This is a genomic window from Streptomyces sp. NPDC020362 (assembly GCF_040642095.1).
GTDB lineage: Bacteria > Actinomycetota > Actinomycetes > Streptomycetales > Streptomycetaceae > Streptomyces.
In genome coordinates, this window is record NZ_JBFAET010000036.1 from 17,688 (window position 1) to 34,319 (window position 16,632).

Genomic DNA, 16,632 nt, shown 5'->3' on the forward strand with positions numbered 1-16,632 from the left:
CGGTAACTCGGCCGTGTCGGCGACAACACCCCCCGCATTGTCGTGGCCAGGACGCAGAGGGCAGGATGACGGCATGACGCACGCGATGCTGAAGGGGTCGAACATCCCTCTCGAGGCCACCACGGTGCGCGCCGTGCTGCGCTGGGCGACCGGGCAGGGAGTCCCCGACGTGGATGCCTCGGCGCTGCTGCTGGGCCCGAACGGCCGTGTGCGCTCCGACGAGGACTTCGTCTTCTACAACCAGCCCCGGCACCCGTCCGGGAAGGTGTGGCGCCTCGGCAAGAAGCGGATCACCGAGGGCCTGACCGACACGATCCAGTCAGATCTCTCGGGCGTCGAGCCCGCTGTGGGCCGCATCCTGCTGGTCGCGTCCGCCGACGGCGTCCCCTTCGACCGTGTCCCGGGCATGTGCATCCTGCTCTACGACGCGGCCGTCGCCGACGGCGAACCGCTGGCCACCTTCGAGATCAAGCCGGAGACAGGCGCCGAGACCGCGCTGATCTGCGGCGAGCTGTACCGCCGCGGGGAGGGCTGGAAGTTCCGTGCGCTGGGAGAGGGCTACTCGAACGGCCTGAAGGGCCTCGCCACCGACTTCGGCATCTCCGTGGACGAGTCGGAGGCGGAGGACGAGGAGCCGCGCCAGGCCCTGCCCGAGACCACGTCCCAGCCCCTGCCGCCGGAGCAGCCGCCGGCGGTCCCGTCCCAGCCGGCGTACGGCTATCCGCAGCCGACGTCCGCGCAGCAGCCGTCGTACGGCTACCCCCAGCCCGCCTCGGCCCAGCCTTCCTACGGCTATCCCCAGCCCCAGCCGGCCCTGGCGGGGCCCCTGGACCCGAACTTCCGGCTGCCGCCGCAGGGGCCGCAGTTCATCGGCCGGTAAGGGGCAGCCGGCTCAGGGGCGCGGTCCGCGCACCCGGACTCGTGGGCGGTTACCTCTCCGCGTTCGACTTGTAACCGCGCCCCCAGGACAGTCCCCATCCGTACAGCCGGTCCAGCTCGCCCTGGAAGCCGTACACGAACTTCACCTCGCGCCGGACCACCAGCTCCCCCTTCACGTTCTCGATCATCACGACCGCACACGAGCGGGCCTGCGGATGCCGCTCGTCAAGGCCTATCGCGATCCGAGGACCGTTGCTGGGGTAAAGAGTCACGATCGCATGCGTACGGTCGAAGGCCGGCGTCTGGTCGTAGATGTACACGAAGACCAGCAACCGCTTGATCGCGTCCCGGTGGTCCAGGTTGACGTACATCGTCTCGCCGGACGCCGACCCGAACCGGTCGTCCCCGCTGAGCTTGATGTACGGCGGTGCGTTGACGTCCCCGAGGTAGCCGCCGAGCGGCTGGACGACACCCTTCGTGCCGTCGGTCAGCTCGTACAGACAGCCCAGGTCGAGGTCGACGTTGACCATGCTCTGCCCGTGCCCGAGCACCTCCGGCGGCTTGAGCGCCCTGAAGGGGTGCCGGAACAGACCCGTGCGCTGTGTGCTGTCGAAGTCGGAGGTCCGCATCCGCCAGGTCAGGTTGACGCGCAGATGGCCGGTGGCCGCGTCCTGCTTGGTGAGCGACACCTGCTGGTGCCGCCGGGTCAGCTCGATCGCATTGGTCGCAGCACTGCCCGAGTCGAACTCGGCGCGTCCGCCGCGCAGCCCGTCGAAGAATCCCATTCCCGCCCCCAGGTACACCAGGTACTCGTCACAACGCCGTCGGGGCGGCCGACCACGTCGGCCGCCCCGAACAGAGCGTTCCTCACCGCGCGGGGTGTCACACCCCGGAGGAGATCTCGGCCTTCTCGCCGGTGCCCGCCTCCTCGGCCGCGAGAGCGCGGTTGCGGCGGACGGAGGACCAGAAGGACCAGGCGATCAGGATGACGCCGACGAGACCCGTGACGACCTCGTTGATCTCGTACTGGATGGTGACCATGAGGATCACGGCCAGGGCGCCGATCGCGTAGTGGGCGCCGTGCTCCAGGTAGACGTAGTCGTCGAGGGTGCCCTGGCGGACCAGGTAGACCGTCAGCGAACGGACGTACATCGCGCCGATGCCGAGGCCCAGCGCCATCAGGACGATGTCGTTGGTGATGGCGAAGGCGCCGATCACGCCGTCGAAGGAGAAGGACGCGTCCAGGACCTCCAGGTAGAGGAACATGAAGAACGCGGCCTGGCCGGCCAGAAGCACCGCCGAGCGCTGCTTGCCGCTGCGGGCGGCCTCTTCCTCCTCCTCGTGCTCGCGCTCCTCCTCTTCCTCCAGCCGGTCCTCGAAGTAGCCGGAGAGACCGCCGACGATCATGTACGTGATCAGGCCGGCGATGCCGGCGATCAGGACCGTCTGTCCCTTGTCGACGTGGGCGCCGCCGTGCTGGTGGGCGTGGGTGGCGAAAGTGAAGGAGGTGATGAGCAGGACGATCAGGGCGATGCAGACCGACAGCATGTCGACCTTGCCGAGCTTGGCCAGGGGCCGCTCGATCCAGCGCAGCCACTGGATGTCCCGGTCCTCGAAGATGAAGTCGAGGAAGATCATCAGCAGGAACATGCCACCGAAGGCGGCGATCGCCGGGTGGGCGTCGGTGACCAGCTGCTGGTAGCGGTCCTTGTTGTTGAGGGCGAGGTCGACGGCCTCGATCGGCCCCATCTTTGCGGTGATCGCGACGATGACGACGGGGAAGACCAGCCGCATGCCGAAGACCGCGATGAGCACGCCGACCGTCAGGAAGATCTTCTGCCAGAAGGCATTCATCTTCTTCAGGATTCCGGCGTTGACCACCGCGTTGTCGAACGACAGCGAGATCTCGAGGACGGAGAGGATCGCCACGATGCCGAAGGCCTCCCACCCCCCGTAGAAGACCGCAGCGACCAGACCGACCGCGGTGACCGCGAACGACCAGCCGAAGGTTTTGAGAAGCACTGGCTACCCCATCGTGTTGGTACGGGTCTCCCCCGCGCCGTACTCAGCTTTGCTAAACGTTGACCACGAGTGTAGAGGGGCACCCAGCCGTGGACGGCGGCCAGGGCGACCTGCACGGAAAAGCCACAGGTCGCGCAGGTCAGCGCCCCTCGGCCTCCTGAGTGCGGCGCTGTGCACGAGCGAGCAGAGTGCGGGGCCGGGGCCCCGCGTCGGGCTTCACGAAACGTTGACGCCGAAGTCCAGGGCGATGCCCCGCAGCCCGGACGCGTACCCCTGGCCCACCGCGCGGAACTTCCACTCGCCCTGGTAGCGGTAGAGCTCCCCGAAGATCATGGCCGTTTCGGTGCTGGCGTCCTCGCTGAGGTCGTAGCGGGCGAGCTCCTGGCCGTCGGCCTGGTTGGCCACGCGGATGAAGGCGTTGGAGACCTGGCCGAAGGTCTGGCCGCGCTCGTCGGCCATGTGGATGGAGACGGGGAAGATGATCTTCTCGCAGGTGGCCGGGACCTTCAGCAGGTCCACCAGGATCGACTCGTCGTCGCCCTCGCCCTCACCGGTGAGGTTGTCACCGGTGTGCTCCACCGAGCCGTCCGGACTCTTGAGCTGGTTGTAGAACACGAACCACTCGTCCCCCAGCACCCTGTTCCCGGCTCCGCACAGCAGGGCGCTGGCGTCCAGGTCGAAGGGGGCGCCGGTGGTCGAGCGCGCGTCCCAGCCGAGCCCGATCATGACGTTGGTGAGATTCGGTGCGGCCTTGGAGAGGGAGACGTTGCCTCCCTTGGCGAGCGTGACGCCCATGATGCTGGTCCTCCCCTAGTGGTGCTTCCCTGGTTGTCCTGCACGTCCGGCGGCGCCCGTAAACGGTGCGGCGCCGGACGTCGGTGGAACTGTCAGGCGTCAGACATTGACGCCGAAGTCCTGGGCAATACCGCGCAGGCCCGAGGCGTAGCCCTGTCCGATGGCGCGGAACTTCCACTCCGGGCCGTTCCGGTACAGCTCGCCGAAGACCATCGCGGTCTCGGTGGAGGCGTCCTCGCTCAGGTCGTAGCGGGCGATCTCCTGCTCGTTGGCCTGGTTGACGACGCGGATGAACGCGTTGCGGACCTGACCGAAGGACTGCTGGCGGTTCTCGGCGTCGTAGATCGACACCGGGAACACGATCTTGTCGACGTCGGCCGGGACGCCGGCCAGATTGACCTTGATCTGCTCGTCGTCGCCCTCGCCCTCACCGGTGATGTTGTCACCGGTGTGCTCGACGGAGCCGTCGGGGCTCTTGAGGTTGTTGAAGAAGACGAAGTGCTGGTCGCTCGCGACCTTGCCGGAGTTGTTCAGCAGCAGTGCGCTGGCGTCGAGGTCGAAGTCGGTACCGGTCGTGGTCCGCACGTCCCACCCCAGGCCGACGATGACGGCGGTCAGGCCCGGGGCCTCCTTCGTCAGCGATACGTTGCCGCCCTTGCTGAGGCTGACTCCCACGGGTCCTCCATGTGGTGTCCAGGGGCGGGGAGCCCCGTCGTGCTTCGGATATGGGATCAACGTGCCGATCCTAGTGACGGGTTCCCGCGCCCCGCAGACCCTGGACCCGTCGAATCACAGGTGTCGGCCCAGGGAGCCCGATCACAGGGTGTCGAGCGCCTTCACGTAGTCGGTCAGGTCACGGGCGTCCGGCAGGCCGTTGATCACGGTCCACCGCACGACGCCCTCCTTGTCGATGATGAAGGTGCCCCGGACGGCGCAGCCCTTGTCCTCGTCGAAGACGCCGTACGCGCGCGAGACGTTGCCGTGCGGCCAGAAGTCGCTCAGCAGCGGGTACTCCAGGCCCTCCTGCTCGGCGAAGACGCGCAGGGTGTGGATGGAGTCGTTGGAGACGGCGAGCAGCTGGGTGTCGCGGTCCGAGAACTTCGGCAGGTTGTCGCGCAGCTCGCACAGCTCGCCGGTGCACACGCCGGTGAAGGCAAAGGGGTAGAAGAGCACGACCACGTTCTTGTCGCCGCGGAAGTCGGAGAGCTTCACGGTGCGGCCGTGGTTGTCCTTGAGCTCGAAGTCGGGCGCCTTGTCGCCGACCTGGATCGCCATCGTCGTGCATCCCTTCGGTGGGCTGTTCGGGTGAGAGCACAGCAAGCGCTCGGAACCACCCTACGCAGCGATCACCGCGGTGCGACCGCAGGCCTCCGGACGGGCCGGGGACTCCCGGCCCGTCCGCCGCCCCGAAGACGAGGCGGTTTGCCGCTTGTTACTTCTTGCCGGACTTCGCGGCCTTCGGCGTCGCCAGACGCGAGCCGCTCCAGTCCTTGCCGACGCTGACGCTCTTGGACGCCGTCAGGCCTGCGGTCGTCGCGGCCTCCGAGATGTCACTCGGTTCCACGTACCCCGCACGGCCGGTCTTCGGCGTGAGCAGCAGGATGGCACCGCCCTCTTCGATGTACGTGGTGGCATCGACGAGTACATCGGTCAGGTCGCCGTCCTCGTCACGGAACCACAGCACGACGGCGTCGGCCACGTCGTCGTAGTCCTCGTCCATGAGGTCGCTCTCGATGGCTTCCTCGATGGCCTTGCGGAGCTCCTGATCGACGTCGTCGTCGTAGCCGATCTCCTGGACCACCTGCCCGGGCTGGAACCCCAGCCTGGCGGCAGGGTTCGTCCGCTCCTCCGCGTGGTCCGCGGTCGCGCTCACGGGTTGCCTCCTGATCATGTCTTGGTGAATATCTCAGCCACGCGCGTGCGCGAAGCATTGGCCGTAGTCCACACGGGCGGGACGGATCGCGCAAGTACCCGGCCGTCCAGACCGCCGAAACGGTGACGATCCCGGCCGTGTCGTCGCAACCCTTGGCACCGTACCCCGATCCATCGTGACCCACATCACACCGATGTGCCCGCTTTGTGCGATTCGGAATCATCCGGCGATACGGCCATCGAACAACTTTGCCAAGCCTGTCACACCCCGGGCGTATCGTTGCTATTTGACCGGACCCGGGTCCGGTTACCCCACGGTAGAGATGACGTACGCCTTCCCGCGGTACACGATGGGGAGCGGTGTAGGCACGAGCGAAAAGCCAAGAAAAGCGCCCCTCCGACAGGTAAGGAACAGCGTGGCTTCCGGATCCGATCGCAACCCGATCATCATTGGCGGCCTTCCGAGTCAGGTTCCTGACTTCGACCCCGAGGAAACCCAGGAGTGGCTCGACTCCCTCGACGCCGCCGTGGACGAGCGCGGCCGGGAGCGAGCACGCTACCTCATGCTGCGCCTGATCGAGCGGGCCCGCGAGAAGCGCGTGGCCGTGCCCGAGATGCGCAGCACGGACTACGTCAACACGATCCCCACCAAGAGCGAGCCGTTCTTCCCCGGCAACGAGGAGATCGAGCGCAGGATCCTCAACGCGACCCGCTGGAACGCGGCCGTGATGGTCTCGCGCGCCCAGCGCCCCGGCATCGGGGTCGGCGGCCACATCGCCACCTTCGCCTCCTCCGCCTCCCTGTACGACGTGGGCTTCAACCACTTCTTCCGCGGCAAGGACGAGGGCGACGGTGGCGACCAGGTCTTCTTCCAGGGCCACGCCTCCCCCGGCATCTACGCGCGCGCGTACCTGCTCGACCGCCTCACCGAGCAGCAGCTCGACGGCTTCCGGCAGGAGAAGTCGAAGTACCCGAACGGACTGTCCAGCTACCCGCACCCGCGCTCGATGCCGGACTTCTGGGAGTTCCCGACGGTCTCCATGGGCCTCGGCCCGCTCGGCGCGATCTACCAGGCGCGGATGAACCGTTACATGCAGGCGCGCGACATCGCCGACACCTCCAGGTCGCACGTGTGGGCGTTCCTCGGCGACGGCGAGATGGACGAGCCGGAGTCGCTCGGCCAGCTGAGCATCGCCGCGCGCGAGGGTCTGGACAACCTGACCTTCGTCGTCAACTGCAACCTGCAGCGGCTCGACGGCCCGGTGCGCGGCAACGGCAAGATCATCCAGGAGCTGGAGTCGGTCTTCCGGGGCGCCGGCTGGAACGTGATCAAGCTGATCTGGGACCGCACCTGGGACCCGCTGCTCGCCCAGGACCGCGACGGTGTCCTGGTCAACAAGATGAACACGACCCCGGACGGGCAGTTCCAGACCTACGCCACCGAGTCCGGCGCCTACATCCGCGAGCACTTCTTCGGCGACGACCTCCGGCTGCGCGCGATGGTCGAGAACATGACCGACGACCAGATCCTGCACCTGGGCCGCGGCGGCCACGACCACCGCAAGATCTTCGCTGCGTTCAAGGCGGCCAAGGAGCACAAGGGCCAGCCGACGGTCATCCTGGCCAAGACCATCAAGGGCTGGACCCTGGGCCCGAACTTCGAGGGCCGCAACGCCACGCACCAGATGAAGAAGCTGACGGTCGACGACCTCAAGCGCTTCCGGGACCGCCTGCACCTGCCGATCTCCGACAAGGACCTGGAGTCCGGCGTGCCGCCGTACTACCACCCGGGCCGCAACACGGAGGAGATCCAGTACATGCACGACATGCGCAAGGCGTGCGGCGGGTACGTCCCGACCCGCGTCGTGCGCTCCAAGCCGCTCGCCCTGCCGGACGACAAGACCTACGCGACCGTGAAGAAGGGCACGGGCCAGCAGTCCATCGCCACGACGATGGCCTTCGTGCGTCTCCTCAAGGACCTCATGCGGGACAAGGAGATCGGCAGGCGTTTCGTGCTGATCGCGCCGGACGAGTACCGCACGTTCGGCATGGACTCCTTCTTCCCGAGCGCGAAGATCTACAACCCGCTGGGCCAGCAGTACGAAGCGGTCGACCGCGATCTGCTGCTCGCGTACAAGGAGTCGCCGACGGGCCAGATGCTGCACGACGGCATCTCGGAGGCGGGCTGCACGGCCTCGCTGATCGCGGCCGGTTCGGCCTACGCCACGCACGGCGAGCCGCTGATCCCGGTCTACGTCTTCTACTCGATGTTCGGTTTCCAGCGCACCGGCGACCAGTTCTGGCAGATGGCCGACCAGCTGTCGCGCGGCTTCGTGCTGGGCGCGACAGCGGGCCGTACGACCCTGACCGGTGAGGGGCTGCAGCACGCGGACGGCCACTCCCAGCTGCTCGCCTCGACCAACCCGGCGTGCGTGGCCTACGACCCGGCGTACGCCTACGAGATCGCGCACATCGTCCAGGACGGCCTGCGCCGGATGTACGGCGGCGACGCCGAGCACCCGCACGGCGAGGACGTCTTCTACTACCTGACCGTCTACAACGAGCCCATCCAGCACCCGGCCGAGCCGGCCGGAGTGGACGTCGAGGGCATCCTCAAGGGCATCCACCGCATCAGCGCGGGCACGGGCGGCGCGATCCCGGCGCAGATCATGGCGTCCGGTGTCGCGGTGCCGTGGGCGCTCGAAGCGCAGCGGCTGCTCGCCGAGGAGTGGAACGTGAAGGCCGACGTGTGGTCGGCCACCTCCTGGAACGAGCTGCGGCGCGAGGCCGTGTCCGTGGAGGAGCACAACCTGCTGCACCCGGAGGAGGAGCAGCGGGTGCCGTACGTGACGCAGAAGCTGGGCGGCTCCGAGGGCCCGTTCGTGGCCGTGTCCGACTGGATGCGATCGGTTCCGGACCAGATCGCGCGGTGGGTACCGGGCACGTACCAGTCGCTCGGTGCGGACGGCTTCGGCTTCGCCGACACCCGCGGTGCGGCCCGGCGCTTCTTCCACATCGACGCCCAGTCGATCGCGGTGGCGGTGCTGACCGAGCTGGCCAGGGACGGCAAGGTCGACCGGTCCGTGCTGAAGCAGGCCATCGACCGGTATCAGCTGCTGGACGTCTCGGCGGCGGATCCGGGGGCGGCCGGCGGCGACGCATAGGCGCTACCGGGCAGTCGGCGTAAGGGCGGCGGGGCTCATGCCTGCGCCGCCCTTTCCGCTTATTTACGATTCCGCCATGAAGGGCATGCGGGAACGGCCGGCGCAGGAACGTTGGGAACGACTCAGCCAACGGCCTCTGTTGGCGCTCGCGGTGGCCTTCGCCGTCGCCTATGCGGTGCCGATCGTGGACGGTTCGGCCGGGTACTCCCTGACGTCCGCGTGCACGGTCGTGGAATGGGTGGTGTGGGGGGCGTTCGCGGCGGACTACCTCGTACGGCTGACGCTCGCGCCCCGGCGCAAGGAGTTCGTGCGGACGCACTGGCCCGATCTGTGCGCGGTGGTGCTGCCGATGCTCCAGCCGCTGCGGCTGCTGCGGCTGGTGTCGACGCTGCTGCTGGTGGGGCGGCGGGCCCGGATGGCTCCGCAGATCCGGCTGACGACGTATGTCGTGGGCTCGGTGATCGGCCTGTTGATGTTCGGGTCGCTCGCGGTGCTGTCGGTGGAGCGGGAGTCACCGAACGGGAACATCCGGACGCTGGGTGATGCGGTGTGGTGGTCGTTCACGACGATGACGACCGTGGGGTACGGGGATCATGCGCCGACGACCGGGCTGGGGCGGATGATCGCGGTGGGGCTGATGCTGTCCGGGATCGCGCTGCTGGGTGTGGTGACGGCGAACATCGCGGCCTGGTTCATCTCCCGGTTCGAGAAGGACGACGTGGAGGAGCGGCGGCAGACGGAGGCGATCGCTTCTCTGACCGAGGAGGTTCGGTTGCTGCGGGCGGAGGTGGCCCGGTTGGCCGAGGAGCGGGAGAGCCAACGCAGCTGACGGGGCGCCCGGTACGGGGGCCGGGGCGGGGCCGGATCGCTTGCCCACGCTCACAGGGTGCCTCCCCCGCTCTCGGCTTCGCTCGAGCGGGGGACCCCCGTCGCCCACCCGTGCCGCCCCAAGCGGCACGACTGCCCGCAGCTCCGTACGTGCGCTGTGCAGGTGCGGCGACCGCAACTCCCCCGGGGGCGCGGGGAACTGCGCGACAAGCCACCCGCCCCCGCAGGAGAAGGGCGGCCGGGAGACTGGTGTCGGCGCCCCCGCGGACGCGGCCACGCTGCCCCCCTCCAGCAGCGCGCGCCGCGGTCCGGCGGTCCTCCTTCCGCCCCTGCGGAGGACTTGACCCACTGTGACCTGCGGCGCGCACCGAGGGCGAGGAATCTTTAGCGGAGTCACCCTGATGGGCGAAATCCGCCAGGAATCAGCCGAGTAGAGACCTCAGATGTGGCCCGCTCCCACGCCCGCCTCCGCGTTCTGCCCCCGCTTGGTGAGCAGCGCGACGAGGACGGCCACCGCCGCCACGCCCGCCGCGACCAGGGAGGCGAGGCTCATGCCGGAGATGAAGGTGTCGTGGGCGACAGCGGTGATCTTCGCGACGATCGGCTCCGGGGTGCCCTTGGCGACCGGGGCCACGCCGACCTGAACCGCCTCGGACGCCTTGTCCATCTGCCCCGGGGTCAGCTGCGGCAGCCCGGCTCCGGTCCAGTTGCCCGGCAGGTCGCTGTCGACCTTGGAGGCCATCACAGCGCCCAGCACCGCCGTACCGAGGCTGCCGCCGATCTGCATGGCCGCCTGCTGGAGGCCGCCCGCCACACCCGACAGCTCCATGGGGGCGTTGCCGACGATGACCTCGGTGGCACCCACCATGACCGGCGCGAGGCCGAGTCCGAGCAGGGCGAACCAGACGGACATCACGCCGCTGCCGGTGTCGGCCTCCAGCGTCGACATGCCGTACATGGCGACCGCGGTAGCAGCCATACCGCCGGCCAGCGGGATGCGCGGGCCGAGCTTGGTGATGGCGGCGCCCGCGAGCGGGGAGCCGACGATCATCATGCCCGTGAGGGGCAGCAGGTGCAGACCGGCGTCGATGGGGCTCATGCCGTGCACGTTCTGGAGGTAGAACGTCACGAAGAACAGGCCGCCCATGAAGGCGATGGCCATGAGGACCATGAGGACCACGCCCGCGGACAGCGGCACGGAGCGGAACAGCCCGAGCGGGATCAGGGGTTCGGCGATCCTCGTCTCCCAGAGGGCGAACACCCCGAAGAGCAGCACCGAGACGGCGAGGAACGCCCATGTCCTGCCGTCGCCCCAGCCCCAGGCCGGGGCCTTGATGAGCGCCCACACGAGGCAGAACATCGCGCCGGACAGCAGCGCGATGCCGAGGATGTCGAAGGAGCGCGGCGCGTTCCGGGCGCGGTGGTCCAGCAGGATCATCAGGCCGAGGAGCAGCGCGATCAGACCGACCGGCACATTGATGAAGAACACCGACTGCCAGTTGACGTGCTCGACGAGGACACCGCCGAGGATCGGGCCGCCCGCGGTGGACGCGCCGATCACCATGCCCCAGATGCCGATCGCCATGTTGAGCTTCTCGGCCGGGAAGGTCGCCCGCAGCAGGCCGAGCGCGGCCGGCATCAGCAGGGCGCCGAACAGGCCCTGGAAGACGCGGAAGGTGACGACCGCGGCGATGCTGTGGGACAGGCCGATGGCGCCCGACGCGGTGGCGAAGCCGGTCACGCCGATGAGGAAGGTCTGCCGGTGGCCGAAGCGGTCACCGAGCTTGCCCGCGGTGATCAGGGAGACCGCGAGGGCGAGGAAGTAGGCGTTGGTGATCCACTGCACGTCCGAGAAGCTCGCGTGCAGGTCCTTCGCGATCGCGGGGTTGGCGATCGCCACGATGGTGCCGTCGAGGGCCACCATCATGACCCCTACGGCGACGGTGATGAGGGTGAGCCACGGATGGCCGCGCAGCCCCGGGGCCGGGATCGACTCCGCCGCTGCCGCAGGCGCCCTGTCCTCCGGTCCCGTGGTGTCGATGGTGGTCTGACTGGTCATGCGTTCGAGGCTAGTGACAGCGACTGACATTTGACAAACAAAATCACAAGTCGGTAACTGACACATTATGGAAACTCTGCGTGAGCGCAAGAAACAGCGCACCCGGGACGCCCTCCTGCGCTCCGCCCTCGAACTGTTCACCTCCCGGGGCTACGAGCGCACGACCGTCGCCGAGATCGCCGATGCCGTCGACGTCTCGGAGCGGACCTTCTTCCGCTACTTCGCCGGCAAGGAGGACGTCGCCCTCGCCGCCCAGGAGCTGGCGGAGGAGCGCTTCGTCGCGGCGGTGCGGGAGCGGCCGTCGCACGAGGCGCCGATGGAGGCCCTGCGGCAGGCGGTGCTGGAGGGCTGGGACGGACTGAGCGAAGCCATCGAGGCGGTCGTACCGGTCGAGCTGTACGTGCGCATGTACCGGACGATCGAGTCGACGCCCGCGCTGCTCGCCGCCCATCTGCGGCGCTCCGCGTCCACGGAGGAGACCATCGCGCGGCTGCTCGCCGAGCGCGAGGGCGTCGACGTGGACACCGATCCGCGCCCACGGCTGGCCGTGGCCGTCCTCGGCGGGGTGATCAGGGTCAGCGAACGGCAGTGGAGCACGGGCGACGACTTCAGCCTGGAGGCGATCCGCGCGCTCACCGCGTCACACCTCGATCAGGTGGGCTCGGCGCTGACGGGGAACTGGCGTTCCGACTGAGATCGTTCGCAGATCCTTCGCAGATCGTTCGGATCTTTCGCGAAACGTGATACCTGTCACTGAGTTACCGCGAGACCCTCTCGTTCTCCTAGTGTGTCCTCCCAGTGACTTCCTTCGACACCTCTCCGCAACTCAACGTCTGGCGCGCGCTGCTCGCGCTGGGCGTGGTGTTCGTGATGCTGGCGACCACCGGCTGGACCGCCCTGCGCACCCACCGCGAGTCGACCGCCCTGCAGGCCTCGCTCGCCAAGTGGGAGCACGGCAGCATCCACGGCCTCCACCTGCCGGCCCCCGACTCCTCCCCGGCGCGGCTCACCCGCTTCTTCGCCGCGCTCACCCCGCACGAGCGCGACCGTCTCGCCCACCGCTACCCCCTCGCGGTCGGCAACATGAACGGCGCCCCCGTCTCCCTGCGCTACCGGGCCAACCGCGTCGCGCTGGACCAGGCGCGCAAGGTCGAGAAGAAGCGCATGCACGACAGCCGGCTCAGCGCGGCCGGCCATCAGGACGCGGGCCGCCGCATGCACCGCTACGAGGCGCTGATGCAGCCCGACCGGCAGATCCTCGCCTTCGACCCCGAGGGCTCGGGCCGGATCGCCGAGGTGTTCGGGAACCTCGACGCGGCCGAGCGGATCTCCGTCGTCGTCCCCGGCGTCGACACCGATCTGCTCACCTTCCAGAAGACGTACCGCAAGTACAGCGCCACGGTCGGCATGGCCGAGGCCCTGTACGGGGCCGAGCGGACGCAGAGCCCCTCGACGCGTACGGCCGTGATCGCCTGGGCCGACTACACCGCCCCCGACGGGCTCGGCGTGGACGCGGCCACGGGGCTGCGCGCCGAGGAGGGCGCCGTACGCCTGAACGCGCTGCTCGACGCCCTGCCCGGCCGGGCGCCGGTGTCGATGTTCTGCCACAGCTACGGCTCGGTGGTCTGCGGGGTCGCCGCGCACGGCATGCCCCGCCGGGTGGCCGACATAGCAGTGGCCGCGAGCCCCGGCATGCGGGTCGCCAGCGCCTCCCACCTGGGCACCTCTGCCCGGGTATGGGCGATGCGGGACGCCACCGACTGGGTGCAGGACGTGCCGTACCTGGAGGTCGGCGGGCTCGGGCACGGGGCGGACCCGGTGTCCTCGGCGTTCGGTGCGCGGGTGCTGTCGGCACAGGACGCGCAGGGCCACGCGGGCTATTTCCAGCCAGGCACGGACAGCCTGCGCAACCTCGCCGACGTCGGGGTGGGCGCGTACGACGACGTGACCTGTGTGCATGAGAACGATGCCTGCCGGGCCGGTCTGCCCGGCACGACGACGGCCGGACGCGCGTAGAAACAGCAGGAAGTGCGGTCTGCGCGGGTGGCGACGGAGGAGCACGTGCCGCATACGATGAGCCGCATGGGTGACGTACTGGCGGGATTTCATGCCGTCTGGGAGTTCGAGTCCGACTCCGTGCTCATCCGCTACGAACGGGGGATCAGGACACCGAAGCTGTTCCAGGCGCTGGGCGAGCGGCGGATCCCGCTGTCCGCGGTCGACGCGGTGACGCTCACCACGGGCAAGCGCGGCACGGTCGCCCTGCGGCTGCGCCCGCGCCTGGGCGCGGATCCACTGATGGAGGCGGCGGCCGGGCAACTGCGCGAGGGCTCCGACCCGTACCGGCTGGTACTGCCGGCCGAGCGGTCGACGCTCGCCGAGTACTACGCCGACGAGCTGAAGGGGCTGCTCACCGATGCCGGGGCCGGGCCCGCCGACCGGTACCTGGTGACCGCGCCCGAGACGCCTCTCCAGTTCAAGGCGTACGACGGGAAGGCGTCCTTCGACGGGACGTCGGTGCAGTTCCGGTGGTCCTGGACGGGCGCGTCCTCGACGAAATGGAAGGCCGGGGACCAGAGCTTCGCGGTCGCCGACCTCGGCGGGGTGGAGTGGCGGTCGCCGGAGGTCTTCGAAGGACATCTGCGGCTGCTGCCGCGCTCCGCCGGTCCGGCGGAGTCCGTGCAGCCCGACCAGGATCTGGCGGCCGTGGTCTTCGGGCTGGGGTACGGGCCGGTGCACGAGTCGCTGCCGTTCGCGGCAGCCGTGCTGGCGGCCGTACGCACGCGAGGGCCGGTACCGGTGGTACCGGCCCCGTCGCGACGGGATCCTGCCGACATCGCGGAGCGGATCCGGCATCTCGGGGAACTCCATCAGGCCGGGCTGGTGACCGATGAGGAGTTCTCGTCGAAGAAGGCCGAGTTGCTGGCCGAGTTGTAGCGCCTGCCGGGTGGGGTGATTTCCTCGGGTGCGGGTCGTGCGGGGCCGGCCGCCCGCTCCCCTGGCTGGTTACCGCTCCGCTGCGTAGAAGCTGATCTTCCGGTCCAGGACGGCGAGCGTGTCGTGCAGTTCCGCGATCCTGGTCACGACGTCGCGGCGGGTCGACTCCAGCAGCTGCCGCCGCTCCCCGTACGTCTGCTCGCCCTCCCGTACCAGCTCCGCGTACCTGACCATGTCCGCCACCGGCATGCCGGTCAGGCGCAGCTTGGTCACGAGATCCAGCCAGTCCAGATCGCGGTTGCTGTAGCGGCGCTGGCCGGTGTGGGAGCGGTCGACGTGCGGCATCAGGCCGATGCGCTCGTACCAGCGCAGCGTGTGCGCGGTCAGGCCGGTGAAGGCGACGACCTCGCTGATCGTGTAGCTGTCCTGGCCGTCGGGGCGGGGATGGTGCCGGGGTGGGGCGGAGCAGATGTCGACGCGGGTGGCCTGCTCGGTGTCCGCTGGCATGGTCTGCATCACCGTCATGCCCCCACGCTATGGCCTTCGAGTGCGCTCCAAGCAAGCGGAACCGGTAAGAAATCCGTGCGACGGACCGGGGGCGGGGTCGCTAGCGTGCGCGACATGACTCTCGTACGCCGTGCCGTGGCCGAGGACGCGCCGGAAGTGCTGCGCCTGCGCCAGGTGATGATCGATTCGATGCCCGGCGCGGACCGCTCCACCGACTGGCACCCGCAGTCCCTGCCGGGGCTGCGCGCCCGGCTGGACGAACCGGACGGGGACTTCGCGGCCTTCGTCGTGGAACACCCGCAGCGGCCGGGAACGCTGGCCGCGCTGGTGGCCGGGACGGTCGACTACCGGATCGGGAAGGCGGGTGATCCGCTCGGGGCGGTCGGGTTCGTCTTCAGTGTCGCCACCGACCCGGACATGCGCCGCCGGGGGTACGCCCGCGCGTGCATGGACACACTGCTGGACTGGTTCCGCGAGCGCGGCGCCGGCCGCGTCCACCTCACCGCGTCCGCCGAGGCCGCACCGCTCTACGCCGACCTCGGCTTCGTGCCCAAGCCCGACCCTTTGATGGAGCTGACGCTCCGAGCGCCTAGGCTCGGGGCATGTCACTGAAGAGCCTCGCGCAGATCGAGAACTGGCCCGTCCCGACCGCCGCGGCGGGTGTCGTACGGGCCGACGGGACCGTCCTCGGGACGCAGGGGCCCGTCGGGCACCGCTTTCCGCTGGCCTCGGTGACCAAGCCGCTGGCGGCGTACGCGGCGCTGGTCGCCTACGAGGAGGGCGCCGTCGAGCTGGACGAGCCGGCCGGGCCGCCCGGCGCGACCGTGCGTCATCTGCTCGCGCACACCTCCGGGCTCGCCTTCGACGAGCACCGGGTGACGGCCCCGCCCGGGCAGCGGCGGCTGTACTCCAACGCGGGGTTCGAGCAGCTCGGGGATCACATCGCCAAGGCGACGGACATTCCGTTCGCCGAGTACCTGCGGCAGGCGGTGCTGGAGCCGCTGGGGATGACGGCGACGTCGCTGGAGGGCTCGCCGGCGAAGGACGGGGTGTCGACGGTGGAGGACCTGCTGCGTTTCGCGGCGGAGGTGCAGGCGCCACGGCTGCTGGACCCGCGGACGGTGGCCGAGGCGATGACGGTCCAGTACCCGGGGACGAAGGGGGTGCTGCCGGGCTACGGTCATCAGAACCCGAACGACTGGGGGCTGGGCTTCGAGATCCGGGACTCCAAGGCGCCGCACTGGACGGGGTCTTCGTCTTCGCCGCGCACCTTCGGGCACTTCGGCCAGTCCGGTACGTTTCTGTGGATCGACCCCGACGCGGGGGTCGCGGGCGTCGCCCTGGCGGACCGGGCGTTCGGACCGTGGGCGAGCGAGGCATGGCCGCCGTTCACCGACGCGGTCCTCTCGGAACTCCGAGGCTGAGCCCGACCGCACCCCGAAGGGGCGTGGGGAACTGCGCGACAAACCCCCCACCGGGCCGCAGCCGGGCAACGGCCCCCGGCCCGAAGGGGCGTGGGGAACTGCGCAACAAACCCCCACCCGGCCGCAGCCGAAGAACGGGCACGCG

Annotated in this window: 16 protein-coding genes; 8 read left to right on the plus strand and 8 right to left on the minus strand. The window is 69.4% G+C overall.

Translation table 11 applies throughout. The annotated features are described in order from the left end of the window. Positions 1-73 precede the first annotated feature (73 nt). Positions 74-880, plus strand: a complete 807-nt coding sequence (locus tag AB0H32_RS16355; protein ID WP_361120006.1) for a TerD family protein — start codon at positions 74-76, stop codon at positions 878-880. A 49-nt stretch (positions 881-929) separates the two neighbouring features. On the opposite strand, the gene AB0H32_RS16360 is transcribed toward AB0H32_RS16355, so the two are convergent. The 6 genes from AB0H32_RS16360 to AB0H32_RS16385 all read right to left on the minus strand — a co-directional run bounded on the left by AB0H32_RS16360 (position 930) and on the right by AB0H32_RS16385 (position 5,569). After that, a complete protein-coding gene (locus tag AB0H32_RS16360; RefSeq protein WP_361120009.1) occupies positions 930-1,664 on the minus strand; it encodes a Tellurium resistance in 735 nt (244 codons plus the stop codon). Positions 1,665-1,761: 97 nt separating this feature from the next. Then, positions 1,762-2,901 carry a DUF475 domain-containing protein gene (locus AB0H32_RS16365; RefSeq protein ID WP_361120011.1) on the minus strand — a complete coding sequence of 380 codons (1,140 nt, stop codon included), beginning with the start codon at positions 2,899-2,901 and terminating at the stop codon, positions 1,762-1,764. 216 nt (positions 2,902-3,117) lie between these two features. Continuing rightward, positions 3,118-3,696, minus strand: a complete 579-nt coding sequence (locus tag AB0H32_RS16370; RefSeq protein WP_361120014.1) for a TerD family protein — start codon at positions 3,694-3,696, stop codon at positions 3,118-3,120. A 99-nt stretch (positions 3,697-3,795) separates the two neighbouring features. Next, a complete protein-coding gene (locus AB0H32_RS16375; protein WP_361120016.1) occupies positions 3,796-4,371 on the minus strand; it encodes a TerD family protein in 576 nt (191 codons plus the stop codon). Between the two features lie 141 nt (positions 4,372-4,512). After that, on the minus strand, positions 4,513-4,971 hold the full coding sequence (locus AB0H32_RS16380; RefSeq protein WP_361120019.1) for a peroxiredoxin: 459 nt from the start codon (positions 4,969-4,971) through the stop codon (positions 4,513-4,515). A 157-nt stretch (positions 4,972-5,128) separates the two neighbouring features. Then, positions 5,129-5,569, minus strand: coding sequence for a DUF3052 domain-containing protein (locus tag AB0H32_RS16385; protein WP_361120022.1), 441 nt, complete (start codon positions 5,567-5,569; stop codon positions 5,129-5,131). A 415-nt stretch (positions 5,570-5,984) separates the two neighbouring features. Here AB0H32_RS16385 and aceE point away from each other — a divergent pair, with 415 nt between their 5' ends. Both aceE and AB0H32_RS16395 read left to right on the plus strand, forming a co-directional pair. After that, positions 5,985-8,732 carry a pyruvate dehydrogenase (acetyl-transferring), homodimeric type gene (gene aceE / locus AB0H32_RS16390; protein ID WP_361120025.1) on the plus strand — a complete coding sequence of 916 codons (2,748 nt, stop codon included), beginning with the start codon at positions 5,985-5,987 and terminating at the stop codon, positions 8,730-8,732. Positions 8,733-8,817: 85 nt separating this feature from the next. Beyond that, positions 8,818-9,561, plus strand: coding sequence for a potassium channel family protein (locus tag AB0H32_RS16395; protein WP_361120131.1), 744 nt, complete (start codon positions 8,818-8,820; stop codon positions 9,559-9,561). Between the two features lie 438 nt (positions 9,562-9,999). Here the strand turns inward: AB0H32_RS16395 and AB0H32_RS16400 are convergent, their stop codons facing one another. After that, positions 10,000-11,619 carry an MFS transporter gene (locus tag AB0H32_RS16400; protein WP_361120028.1) on the minus strand — a complete coding sequence of 540 codons (1,620 nt, stop codon included), beginning with the start codon at positions 11,617-11,619 and terminating at the stop codon, positions 10,000-10,002. Between the two features lie 67 nt (positions 11,620-11,686). On the opposite strand from AB0H32_RS16400, the gene AB0H32_RS16405 reads away from it, so the two are divergent. The 3 genes from AB0H32_RS16405 to AB0H32_RS16415 all read left to right on the plus strand — a co-directional run bounded on the left by AB0H32_RS16405 (position 11,687) and on the right by AB0H32_RS16415 (position 14,556). Continuing rightward, positions 11,687-12,313, plus strand: a complete 627-nt coding sequence (locus AB0H32_RS16405; protein WP_361120031.1) for a TetR family transcriptional regulator — start codon at positions 11,687-11,689, stop codon at positions 12,311-12,313. Between the two features lie 104 nt (positions 12,314-12,417). Then, positions 12,418-13,635, plus strand: a complete 1,218-nt coding sequence (locus tag AB0H32_RS16410; RefSeq protein ID WP_361120034.1) for an alpha/beta hydrolase — start codon at positions 12,418-12,420, stop codon at positions 13,633-13,635. A gap of 66 nt (positions 13,636-13,701) precedes the next feature. Beyond that, positions 13,702-14,556, plus strand: a complete 855-nt coding sequence (locus AB0H32_RS16415) for a DUF4429 domain-containing protein (protein ID WP_361120037.1) — start codon at positions 13,702-13,704, stop codon at positions 14,554-14,556. A 69-nt stretch (positions 14,557-14,625) separates the two neighbouring features. On the opposite strand, the gene AB0H32_RS16420 is transcribed toward AB0H32_RS16415, so the two are convergent. Continuing rightward, positions 14,626-15,081, minus strand: a complete 456-nt coding sequence (locus AB0H32_RS16420) for a MerR family transcriptional regulator (RefSeq protein ID WP_361120040.1) — start codon at positions 15,079-15,081, stop codon at positions 14,626-14,628. A gap of 96 nt (positions 15,082-15,177) precedes the next feature. Between AB0H32_RS16420 and AB0H32_RS16425 the strand changes: the two genes are divergently transcribed. Both AB0H32_RS16425 and AB0H32_RS16430 read left to right on the plus strand, forming a co-directional pair. Then, positions 15,178-15,675 (plus strand): GNAT family N-acetyltransferase, encoded by a 498-nt coding sequence (locus AB0H32_RS16425; RefSeq protein ID WP_361120043.1) that lies wholly within the window; start codon positions 15,178-15,180, stop codon positions 15,673-15,675. Next, on the plus strand, positions 15,666-16,487 hold the full coding sequence (locus AB0H32_RS16430; protein WP_361120046.1) for a serine hydrolase domain-containing protein: 822 nt from the start codon (positions 15,666-15,668) through the stop codon (positions 16,485-16,487). The genes AB0H32_RS16425 and AB0H32_RS16430 overlap by 10 nt, the downstream gene beginning before the upstream one ends. The last annotated feature ends 145 nt before the right edge of the window (positions 16,488-16,632 follow it).